8 protein-coding genes, 1 tRNA gene and 1 pseudogene are annotated in these 11227 nt (G+C 70.3%); 2 read left to right on the top strand and 8 right to left on the bottom strand.

The window, feature by feature from the left end; translation table 11 throughout:
* Positions 1–110: 110 nt before the first annotated feature.
* Entirely contained in the window at positions 111–1064 is a 954-nt protein-coding gene (locus WDW90_RS31475; protein ID WP_336491501.1) for an alpha/beta hydrolase, read from the bottom strand.
* Between the two features lie 149 nt (positions 1065–1213).
* Here WDW90_RS31475 and WDW90_RS31480 point away from each other — a divergent pair, with 149 nt between their 5' ends.
* On the top strand, positions 1214–1921 hold the full coding sequence (locus WDW90_RS31480; protein WP_336491502.1) for a glutathione binding-like protein: 708 nt from the start codon (positions 1214–1216) through the stop codon (positions 1919–1921).
* Between the two features lie 27 nt (positions 1922–1948).
* Here the strand turns inward: WDW90_RS31480 and WDW90_RS31485 are convergent, their stop codons facing one another.
* The 6 genes from WDW90_RS31485 to WDW90_RS31510 form a co-directional block, all read right to left on the bottom strand.
* Positions 1949–2818 carry an MBL fold metallo-hydrolase gene (locus tag WDW90_RS31485; protein ID WP_336491504.1) on the bottom strand — a complete coding sequence of 290 codons (870 nt, stop codon included), beginning with the start codon at positions 2816–2818 and terminating at the stop codon, positions 1949–1951.
* A gap of 182 nt (positions 2819–3000) precedes the next feature.
* The gene (locus WDW90_RS31490) at positions 3001–4011 is read right to left on the bottom strand and encodes an SDR family oxidoreductase (protein ID WP_336491505.1); all 1011 of its coding nucleotides are present in this window, start codon (positions 4009–4011) and stop codon (positions 3001–3003) included.
* A 121-nt stretch (positions 4012–4132) separates the two neighbouring features.
* Positions 4133–7345 carry an efflux RND transporter permease subunit gene (locus tag WDW90_RS31495; protein WP_336491507.1) on the bottom strand — a complete coding sequence of 1071 codons (3213 nt, stop codon included), beginning with the start codon at positions 7343–7345 and terminating at the stop codon, positions 4133–4135.
* Between the two features lie 140 nt (positions 7346–7485).
* Entirely contained in the window at positions 7486–8628 is a 1143-nt protein-coding gene (locus WDW90_RS31500) for an efflux RND transporter periplasmic adaptor subunit (RefSeq protein WP_431311161.1), read from the bottom strand.
* 121 nt (positions 8629–8749) lie between these two features.
* Positions 8750–9070, bottom strand: a complete 321-nt coding sequence (locus WDW90_RS31505) for a rhodanese-like domain-containing protein (RefSeq protein WP_336491509.1) — start codon at positions 9068–9070, stop codon at positions 8750–8752.
* Between the two features lie 182 nt (positions 9071–9252).
* Positions 9253–10536 carry a glycosyltransferase family 4 protein gene (locus WDW90_RS31510; RefSeq protein ID WP_336491511.1) on the bottom strand — a complete coding sequence of 428 codons (1284 nt, stop codon included), beginning with the start codon at positions 10534–10536 and terminating at the stop codon, positions 9253–9255.
* Positions 10537–10701: 165 nt separating this feature from the next.
* On the opposite strand from WDW90_RS31510, the gene WDW90_RS31515 reads away from it, so the two are divergent.
* A tRNA-Pro gene (locus WDW90_RS31515) sits at positions 10702–10779 on the top strand.
* 272 nt (positions 10780–11051) lie between these two features.
* Here the strand turns inward: WDW90_RS31515 and WDW90_RS40940 are convergent.
* Positions 11052–11227: pseudogene (locus tag WDW90_RS40940) on the bottom strand (IS481 family transposase); the annotation flags it as partial.

Below are 11227 nucleotides of genomic sequence, written 5' to 3' on the forward strand. Positions count from 1 at the left end.
GCGAGCGACCAAATTTTATTGAGTTCTGGCAGGGACTTAGAATGATAGGCCAGCGGGTCCCAAACCAGGTGCGCTACCAGACTGCGCTACACCCCGACATGTCGAGGTATCTACGGGCTCCGCGCAAGCGCGGCAAGGCCGCCGGGCGGGGCGTCCGCGCCGCTCGGGGCGCCGCCATGGTTCCCGACATGGCCCCGGATGAAGGCGCCAGCGCTCGCCAGCGACTCACGGCCCTCGCGCAGCTCCGGGAAGAACAAGTGCCAGGCGTGGATCATGCGGGGCCAGACCTGGAGCGTCACGGGCACGTCCGCGGCGCCCGCGGCGCCCGCGAGCCGCACGGCGTCGTCGAGGAGCGTCTCGGCCGAGCCGACCTGGATCAGCGTCGGCGGCAGGCCCGCGAGGTCGGCCCGCAGCGGCGAGACGAGCGGCGCGTCCGGATCGCCGCCCTGGAGATAGGCCGCGGCCAGCTCCGCGAGATAATCGCGATGGATCAGCGGATCGACCGCCTCCTTGGCCGACAGGCTTTCCCCGGTGAGCGCGAGGTCGACCCAGGGCGAGGCGCACCACAGGCAGCCCGGCATCGGGTCGCCGGCCTTGCGCAGGGAGATCAGGGTCGCAAGGGCGAGGCCGCCGCCCGCGCTCTCACCGGCCAGCGCGATTCGCGTGGACGCGATGCCCGAGGCGAGAAGGTAGCGGTAGCCCGCGAGCGCATCCTCGAGGGCGGCCGGGAAAGGGTGCTCCGGGGCGAGCCTGTAGGCCAGCGCCAGGGTCCTGGCGCCGGCCTCGCGGCCCGCCTGCGCGACCATGTGCCGGTGGCTCGCGAGCGAGCCGGAGACGTAGCCGCCCCCGTGCAGGAACAGCATGACCCGGCGCGCGTCGGCTGCCGGCGTCGAGGTCCACTCGGCCCGCACGCCTCCGGCCTCGACCGGCTCGATCCTGACGTCGGCCGGGATGACGTAATCGGCGCCGAGGCCGTCGACCCGCGCACGGCGCGCGGCGAGATCCGCGGGCCGCGGGCTCGCCGCGAGGCGGGCGCGGATCCGGTCGATCTCGGAAGCGGGCATCGGGCCTCTCCTGTCCGGCGCCGCGACAGCAGGCTCGCGCGGGTCCGCCGGTGTCAAGCTTCCGGCCGCCTCCGCTTGACCTCGGTACGCAGGCGTCCCACCTGCGCCGCGAGGGCGGCGCCGACAGGCGAGCAGAACCCGGAGTCCCGATGATCGATCTCTATTACTGGCCGACGCCGAACGGCCACAAGGTCACGCTGTTCCTGGAGGAGGCCGGCCTCCCCTACACGATCAGGCCCGTGAACATCGGCGCGGGCGACCAGTTCAAGCCGGACTTCCTGAAGATCGCCCCGAACAACCGAATGCCGGCGATCGTCGACCACGAGCCGGCGGGCGGCGGCGCGCCCGTCCCGCTCTTCGAATCGGGCGCGATCCTGCTCTACCTCGCCGAGAAGACCGGCCGCTTCCTGCCGGCCGACCTGCGCGGCCGGGCCGAGACCCTGCAATGGTTGTTCTGGCAGATGGGCGGCCTCGGGCCGATGCTCGGGCAGAACCACCACTTCTCGCAATACGCGCCCGAGAGAATCCCCTACGCGATCGAGCGCTACGTCAACGAGACGAACCGGCTCTACGGCGTCCTCGACCGGCGGCTGGCCGATCGGGACTACGTGGCGGGGCCGGACTACACGATCGCCGACATGGCGGCCTATCCCTGGATCGTGCCGTGGGAGAAGCAGGGCCAGAACCTCGACGATCACCCGAACCTGAAGCGCTGGTTCGAGTCCGTCGCCGAGCGGCCGGCCACGAAGGCCGCCTACGCGCGCGCCCCGGAGGTCAACCCGGACTACGGCAAGACCATGAGCGAGGATGCCAAGAAGGTGATGTTCGGCCAGAATGCCGCGAACACGCGGCGCTGAGGGCGGAACCCCGGCGCCGGGGGCGCGTCACCCCGCCCGCAGGCTCTGAAGGGGGACCGGCGCCGCGTGGGGCCGCGTGGCGAGCATCCGGTCGATCAGCGCCAGCACCTCGGGCCGGCCGCAATTGGCGGCCGGCTCGAAGGGCGTCCAAGTCTGATTGAAGTCGAGCTGCGCGAACACGTCGCGGTAGCGGCGCAGCTCGTTGATCGTCAGGGGCACGCCGCGCACGAACGCCTTGTGGGCCGAGATCGTGAGCGCGCGGCGGAAATCCTGCGGGTCGAGCTCGAACTTCAGGGCATCGCCGCAGAACAGGATCTTTCGGGCACGGTCGAGCAGAACCGCGTGGCCGTCGAAATGGCCGGCGGTGCGGTGCAGCTCGAGCCCCGGCAGCGGCTCGAGCACGTCGTCGTAGGGCCACGACACCTGAAGGGCCGCGCTCCAGGTGAAGTCGGCCGCCGGAAGGCAAAGCTCCGGGTCGAACCGGTCCTGCAGCTGCACCAGCGCGCCGTAGGAATGGGGGTGGGAGGCCGAGAGCACCTGCATCCCGCCGAGGCTCGCGATGTGGTCGAGCGCCGCCTCGCTGAAGACCGGGCAGGCCTCGAAGCCCATGTTGCCCTGCTCGGTCCGGATCAGGTAGGCGCTCGGCCCGATCCCGGAGACGGGCTCGTTCCAGAATCGCCAGACGCCCGGCTCCAGTTCCTGCCAGTGGCAGGGGAAGCGCGCCTGCGCCTGCCGCTCGCTCCAGAACCGCCAGCCATCCTGCGGCACCACGTGGCGGGCGTCGAGGCACATCGGGCAATGCGGCGGCGTCTCGAAATGGCGCTGCCAGAAGCCGCAATTGTCGCAGGTATAGGCGGGCAGCTTCAGGGCGCCCGCGAAGGGCAGGTAACCGGGCACGGGCGTCTCGGAGCAGGTGGCGTCGCGGCTGACCTAGCAGGCGGGGCCGGGGATTGCACGATCGGCCGCGAGAAGCCGAGCGTGAGGCGCCGCCGGATCGACCGGGCGGTGTATGCCGCACGACCCTCGCTCGGGACGTCGATCTCGGCGGCAGATCCGGGCGGGAAGCGTTGGCGTCCCGCCTACCGCCTCGCGATGAGACGCCTCGGCACGCGCGCGATCGCGGCGAGGCCGGAAAGACCGAGAATGGCCGCACCCGTGAGCCCCAGGACGAGCAGATCGCGCTCGCGGCTCGTCCAGAACTCGCTGCGCGTATGCTTGGTGCGCTCCCCGAAGCGGCCGTCGATGCCGACCGCGCCGGGCACCGGCTCGAACAGGTTGCCCGCGCGATCGGGGGCGGGCTCGTCCTCGAGCTGGCTCTCCCAGGCTTCGGCGGCCTTGCGGTCGGCAAAACCCGGCGCGACGGCCTGGGCCGCAGCCATCAGCAGGGAGGAGCGGCCGACCCAGACCTCCCGGCGCGGATGCTCGATGGCGTGGTGGATCGCCTCGGCGCAGAGGCGCGGGTCGAAGACGGGATCCGGGGCGTTCTGGCCGTGGCCGGTGCGGGTGCGGGCCCAGTTGAATTGCGGCGTATTGACGGCCGGGAGGTAGACGACGCTGAGCGTGACGTCGACGCCGTCATGGATCAGCTCGGCCCGCAGGGAATCCGTGAAGCCCGAGACCGCGAACTTCGCCGCGCAGTAGGGCGCCTGGAGCGGTGCTGCCCGGATGCCGAGGCCCGAGGAGACCTGCACGATGGCGCCGCGGTTGCGCGTCCTCATGTGGCGCAGGGCCGCGAGCGTGCCGAAGACATGGCTCAGATAGGTCGTCTCGGTGACGCGCCGGTACTCCTCCGGGGTGATGCGGTCGGCCGGGCTCACCACCGTCGACATGGCGTTGTTGATCCAGGCCCGGATCGGCCCGAGCTCGCGCTCGATCCGCTCCGCCGCGGCATCGACGGCGCCGGCGTCGGAGACGTCGGCCGAGATCGCCAGGACCGGTCGGCCGTAGGCCGAGAGTGCTTCGGCCGCCGCGTCGAGGCGGCCCTGATCGCGCGCGATCACCGCCACCGACCAGCCGCGGGACGCCATGAGATGGGCGGTCGCGAGCCCGATCCCGGCCGTCCCGCCCGTCACAACCGCCACCCGTGCCATGCTCCGCATCCCTCGCGCCCGACCGTTCCAGGCCGGTCAATGCGGCGGCGCCGAAACGGTTGCGGCCCCGCCCCGGCGCCGAGACGACGCGGGGCCGGCCGAGCCGTCGCGATGCCTGCGGCTACGGGTGGGCGGGGGCGGCGTGCGGGTCGTGCTTGTCGGGCGTCGTGTCCTGCGGGTTGGTGCCGCGCTTCCGCGCGATCCAGATCAGCAGGTTGCGGATCGTCACGTAGAAGACCGGCGTCAGGAACAGGCCGAAGAAGGTCGCGCCGATCATGCCGAAGAACACGGCCGTGCCGAGCGCCTGCCGCATCTCCGAGCCGGGACCCGTCGCGACGACGAGGGGCAGCACGCCCAGGATGAAGGCGAAGGCCGTCATCAGGATCGGGCGCAGGCGCAGGCGGCAGGCATCGACGGCCGCAGCGACGGGGCCCTTGTGCTCGGTCTCCTCGATCTGGTGGGCGAACTCGACGATCAGGATCGCGTTCTTGGCCGCCAGGCCGATGAGCACGATCAGGCCGATCTGGGTCAGGATGTTGTTGTCCTGGCCCCTGAGCTGCACCCCGAACAGGGCGGCGAGGACGCCGGTCGGCACCACCAGGATGATCGCGAGCGGAAGGGCCCAGGATTCGTACTGAGCGGCCAGCACCAGGAAGACGAGCAGCACGCCGAGGGCGAACACGTAGATCGCCGTGCCGCCCGCCGCCTTCTGCTGGAAGGCGATCTCGCTCCAGTCGTAGGCGTAGCCCTCCGGCAGGACCTTCCGGGCCATCTGCTCCATGGCGTCGAGCGCCTGGCCGGTCGAGATGCCGGGCTTGGCCACGCCCTGAACGGGAACCGAGTAGAACAGGTTGAAGCGCTGCACGATCTGCGGACCGGTGATCTCGCGGACCGAGGCGAGCGTGCCCATCGGCACCAGGGCGCCCGTGGAGGAGCGGACCTTCAGCTGCGTGATGTCCTCGACGCTGACGCGGTAGGGCGCGTCCGCCTGCAGGCGGACCTGGTAGATGCGGCCGAGCGTGTTGAAGTCGTTGACGTAGGCGCCGCCGAGATTGGCCTGAAGCGTCGAGAAGACGTTGGACAGCGGCACGTTCAGCATCCGCGCCACGGTGCGGTCGATGTCGATGAAGAGCTGCGGCGTGTCGTTGCCGAAGGTCGTGAAGACCCGCTGCACGTCCTTGCTCTGGTTGGCTTGGCCGATCAGCTCCCCGGTCGCGGCCAAGAGCGGCCCGATCGCCGAGGATTGGCGGCTCTCGATCTGCATCTTGAAGCCGCCGCCGGTCCCGAGGCCGCGCACGGGCGGCGGCGGGATCACGATGATGCGCGCCTCCTGGATGCCGGCCGTCGCCCTGAGCACGTCGCCCGTGATGACAACAGCGCTGCGCCCGGCCGCCGCGCGCTCCTTCGCGTTCTTCAGCGTCAGGAACATCACGGCGCTGTTCGTGGTGTTGGTGAAGGTGGCGCCGTCGAAGCCGGCGATGATCACGGAGTTCGTGACGCCGTCGACGCCGCGCGCGATCTCGGCCGCCCGGGTGACGACCGCGGTGGTACGGTCGAGCGAGGCGCCGGAGGGGAGCTGGACCACGCCGATCAGGTAGCCCTGGTCCTGGTCCGGGATGAAGCCCGTCGGGGTCGTCTGGGCGAGGTGGACGGTGCCCACGATCGCGGCCGCGTAGACGAGCAGCATCGCGATGAGGCCGATCGCCCGCGAGGTGAGGAAGCGGATCGTCGCCGCGTAGCCGTTCGAGAGCGCGTCGAAGCCGCGGTTGAAGCCCCGCGCCAGCCAATTGACGAAGCGCGCCAGGAAGAATCTCGGCGCGGCATGGGCGTGGTGCGGCTTCAGGAGCAGCTTGCAGAGCGCGGGCGACAGCGTCAGCGAGTTGAAGGCCGAGATGATGGTCGAGGCCGCGATGGTGAGCGCGAACTGCTTGTAGAACTGGCCCGAGATGCCCGGGATGAAGGCGGTCGGGATGAACACCGCCGCGAGCACGAGCGCGATGGCGACGACGGCGCCGCCGACCTCGTCCATGGTCTTGTGCGCGGCCTCGCCGGGCGAGAGCCCCTCGGCCATGTTGCGCTCGACGTTCTCGACGACGACGATCGCGTCGTCGACCACGATGCCGATCGCGAGCACTAGCCCGAACAGCGTCAGGTTGTTCAGCGAGAAGCCGAGCGCCGCCATCACCGCGAAGGTGCCGACGAGCGAGACGGGAATCGCGATGACCGGGATGAGCGCGGTGCGCCAGCTCTGCAGGAAGACGAGCACCACGATGACCACGAGGCCGACCGCCTCGAACAGGGTCTTGTAGACCTCGTGGATCGATTCCTCGATGAACTCGGTCGGGTTGTAGGCGATGCGGTACTCGACGTCCGGCGGGAAGTTCGCCTTGAGCCGCTCCATCGTCGCCTTGACCGAGTTGGCCGCATCGAGCGCGTTGGTGCCGGGGCGCTGGAAGGCGCCGATGCCGACCGCGGGCGTCGCATTCAGGAAGGAGTTCGTCGTGTAGTCCTTCTGGCCCATCTCGACGCGGGCGATGTCCTTGATGCGGACCAGGCGCCCGTCGCTCGCCTTGACGATGACGTTGGCGAACTCGTCCGGCGTCTGGAAGCGCCCTTGCGACTGCACCACGAGCTGGAAGGCGCTGGTCGAGGGCGCCGGCGGGGCGCCGAGCGCGCCGGCCGCGACCTGCACGTTCTGCTCCTGCAGGGCGGAGATCACGTCGGTGGTCGACAGGCCGTAGGCCGCGAGCTTGTTCGGGTCGAGCCAGATGCGCTGCGCGTACTCGTTGCCGCCGAAGATGCTGATGTCGCCCACGCCGTCGAGGCGCAGCATCTCGTCGCGGATGTTCAGGTAGATGTAGTTGGCGAGGTAGTTCTGGTCGTAGGTCTTGTTCGGAGACAGGAGGTGGACGACCAGCATCAGGTCGGGTGAGGCCTTGCGGACGGTGACGCCGAGGTTGCGCACGTCCGGCGGCAGGCGCGGCTGCGCCACCGAGAGGCGGTTCTGGACGAGGACGTTCGCGATATCGAGGTTGGTGCCGACCTTGAAGGTGACGGTCAGCTGCATGTTGCCGTCGTTCGTGGAGAGCGACGTCATGTAGAGCATGTTGTCGACGCCGTTCACCTCCTGCTCGATCGGCGTCGCGATGGTGGCGGCGACCGTCTCGGCATTGGCGCCGGGATAGGAGGCGCGCACCACGACGGTCGGCGGCACGATCTCGGGATATTGCGAGACGGGCAGCGACTCGTAGGCGACGTAGCCCAGGATCAGGAAGATGATCGAGGTGACCGAGGCGAAGATCGGCCGGTCGACGAAGAAATGGGCAAAACGCATCGGTCAAACCTCTGGCCGCTTCCGGCCCCGAGGCCGGCATCGGCTTGCGTCGTCATCGGCGCGGATGCCCGGGGCGCGGCGCGTCCCGGGTCCGGCGAACATCGTTTCGAGACCTGGCGCGTCCCGCCCGCGCGGGCGCGTCAGGACCTTGTCGGCGGCAGCGTCTGCATCTCCGGCGTCACCTTGGCGCCGGGACGCACGCGCAGCAGACCATTGATCACGACGGTCTCGTCGCCCTTGAGGCCCTCGCGGATCACCCGGTACCCGTCGACCTTGGGCCCGAGCTTGACCTCCCTGGCCGAGGCCGTGCCGTCGTCGCCCACGAGGTAGACGATGCGCTTGTCCTGGTTGGCGGAGACCGCGTCGTCGGGCAGCAGGATGCCCCGGAACGGCTTGGTGGCCGGCAGCGACACGATGCCGAACAGGCCCGGCTTGATGAATCCGTCCGGGTTCTCGACGGTCGCGCGCAGCAGGACCGTGCCGGTCTGGTTGTCGACGCGGTTGTCGACGAAGTCGAGCGTGCCCTTGCGGGTCGGCTTCTCCTCGCCGGTCAGCGCGATCAGGATCGGAACGCCCTTGCCCTGCTGGGTCTGGCCCATGCCGATGCCGAGGCTGCCCTGGTACTTCAGGAACGAGCGCTCATCGACGGTGAACGCGAAGTAGATCGGGTCGAGGGACACGATCGTGGTCAGCATCGTCTGGTCGGTGATGACGATGTTGCCCTCCGTGACGAGGCGCCGGCTGATGCGGCCGTTGATCGGCGAGCGCACCTCGGTGAAGTCGTAGTTCAGCTGGGCCTGGCGCAGGGCCGCCTCGGCGTTGTCGACGTCGGCCTGCGCGGTCTGCGAGGCCTGGCGGCGCTGGTCGGTGACCTGCTCGGAGATATTGCCCGAGCGGCTGAGCGTCTGGGCGCGGTCGAGGTCGGTCTGGGTGAAGTTGAGGCGCGCCTTGGCGGAGGCGAGCGTCGCCGTCGCCTGGTCGAGGGCCGCCTTGTAGGGGCGGCGGTCGATCACGAACAGCAAGTCGCCCTTCTTGACGGTGGCGCCGTCCTGGAAGGCGATCTTGTCGAGGTAGCCGGTGACGCGGGCGCGCACCTCGACGAACTCGACCGGATCGAAGCGGCCGGTATAAGCGTCGCGCTCGACGATCTCCTTCACGACGGGCTTGGCCACCGTCACGGTCGGCGGCGGCCCGCCCGGCGCCTGGGCGAGCACCGGCGTGGCGAGGAGAGCGGCCGCGAGGCCGAGAGGACCGAGAAGGCTCGAGAGCCGACGCATGCGCATGTTGGGTTTCCCTGCGCCCCGCGCCGTAGAAGCTCGGCGCGAGTCGTGTGGTGCGGTGCCGCACACCTCTGCAGAAAGGGCGGATGGGGTCGGGCCCGTCCGGCAGGCAACCGGACGGCCTCTACTCAACCGGCTCACCGGCCGCGTACCAGTCCTTGAAGCCGCCGCGATAATGCGCCTCGATCGGCAGGCCCGCATTCTGGGCCGCCGCCAGCGCGTGCACCGAGCGCACGCCGGCCGCGCAGGCGAAGACGGGTCGGCGGCCGTCCTGGGCGATCAGGTCCGCCAGCCTCGCCGGATCGAAGCACGACAGCGGATGCGCCACCGCCCCCGGAATGTGGCCGGCCTCGTACTCGTAGGGCTCGCGCACGTCGATCACGAGCAGCGCGCCATCGGCCAGGCCGCGCTTGATCGCGTCCCTGTCCAGGTCGACAATCTTCATCCACTCACCTCATCCGCCGGTCTTCAGGCCTGAGGACCGCCGGAGGCGTCCGGAGCCGACGCGGCGGGGCGCAGGCGACCGGCGCGCACCGCCAGCGCCGCCGGAAACACGGGCGGGCTGACGCCTTTCCATATTCGTCAGTCTTCAGCGGCGCAACAGCCGCCGGTCCGGCGCGGGCGCGCTCATCCGCCGAGGATCGCGCCCGCGCGCGCGAAGTGAGCCCGCCAGGAGGGCGACACGGCGGCGGCCGAGCGTTCCGCGGCCTCTGCCCTGCGGGGCGAACCCGGCTCGGCGAACTCCGTCACGGCCCGCATCCAGCCCGGCCCGTCGAGGGGGTCGAGGAAATCCGCGAAGCCGTCGCCGATCTCGCGGTGGACCGGGATGTCGGAGGTGATCGCCGGCAGCCCGCAGGCGGCGGCCTCCACGACCGGCAGCCCGTAGCCCTCCGTGAACGAGGGCATCAGCAGCGCCGTGGCGCTGCGCATCAGGGCGCCGAGGCCGTGGGTCGAGAGCCCCGAGACCTCGACGACGTGGTCCCGGATCGCCGCGCAGCGCTCCAGCATGTCGACGATGTTCTCGGCTTCCCAGCCGCGCCGCCCGACGAGGACGAGGCGCGGCGCCGCGGGCCCGAGGCGCTCGGCGAGCGCGCGCCAGACCTGGAGCAGCATCAGGTGGTTCTTGCGCGGCTCGATCGTGCCGCAGACGAGGAAGACCGGGCGGTCCGGCGCGAAGCGCTCGCCCTCCCGCGCGAAGGCCGGCTCGACGCCGAGATGGGCCACCGTCACGGGCTTTGCCCCGAGGCCGAGCCCCGCGATGTGGCGCGAGACCTGCGCGCCGACATCGGCCGAGTTGACGATGATGTGAGCCGCGTGCCGCGCGATCGTGAGCATGCGCAGGGCATGCCGGTCCGCCTCGCCGGGCCGCCCGTACTCGGGATGGGTGATCGGAATCAGATCGTGCACGAAGAAGACCGGCCGGATGTCGGTGCGGGTGTAGAGCCAGTCGAAGCGCTCCGGCCGGTCGAGGCGCAGGTGCGAGGTGTGGAGATAGAGCGTGCCCGGCGGCAGCGCGTCGACTCCCGCCGCCCGCAGCGTGCGGAGTGCGGTCTCGGCCTGGAGCCGGCGCCTGTGCCGGGAGGGAGCGCGGGCCGCGGACGGCGGCAATCCCCCGCCCTGCCCGTCCGGCCGGCCGCCGAGCCGCCGCACGAGATCGCGATAGACCGGGTCCTCCCCCGCCTCGACGTCCTCGACCCAGCCGGCCGACACCGCCTCGACGATCGCCGAGAAGCGCGCCCGGTCGAGGATGCGCGGCCCGAGCGCCGTCGCCACGAGGCCGAAGCGATGCCCCTCCCCCGCCAGGACGTGACGGGCATAGGCCAGGTCGACCCGGTCGATCCCGCTCGGGCTCGGATGGCGCAGGCGGGTGATGAGGCGGGTGAGGTCGAAGGCGATCGCGGTCTGCGGCATGATCCTCGGCGGGTCGGGGGTTCCGGGTGGCTCGACTCAACCCGGTAGCGCCCCGGGCCCCCGAGGACCAGCCATGCGGGGGTCCCGCGGCGTGCGAAAAGGGCCGCAGACCGGGGTTGCGCAGCCCAGATCGGAAAGCTAAGACGCCCGAACCCTTCGGGGTGTCGGAGCGTAGCGCAGCCCGGTTAGCGCACTAGTCTGGGGGACTAGGGGTCGGAGGTTCGAATCCTCTCGCTCCGACCATTTCTTTTCGTATTTGCAACGGCTTAAGGGAAAGCCGCTCGCGTCGCAATTCGGTTGCTTGGCCCATGGGTCCAATTTGGGTCCGATTGCGTAGCACCGGACAGACCAGCGAAAAATTGGACGGTACCGCGGCTCGGGCTGAGTCGGACACTTCGTGTGGAGTGAAGCCGCTGCTGAGGCCTCCAGCTTCAATCAGCTGAGCGCGGTTCCTGAACGCCCTTCGCCCTGCTTCCTGAGCTGTTTGGACGCTGTGAAGTTTGGCAAGTGCGCAGCTATGTGTCTGGATGCGAGACCTCCTTGGCGGCTGCAACAACCTTGAGGGCTTTCGGGAGCGCGTCCGGATCAGGCGGTTTGGTAACGGGCTTGGCGAGTTCGGGGTTCGCCTTCAGCCGCTCACGCAGGACCCTGTCGGGTGATCGGCCCTTCAGCACACGCTGACGACGGCCGT

The sequence above is a fragment of the Methylobacterium nigriterrae genome (genome assembly GCF_037106235.1).
Lineage (GTDB): Bacteria > Pseudomonadota > Alphaproteobacteria > Rhizobiales > Beijerinckiaceae > Methylobacterium > Methylobacterium nigriterrae.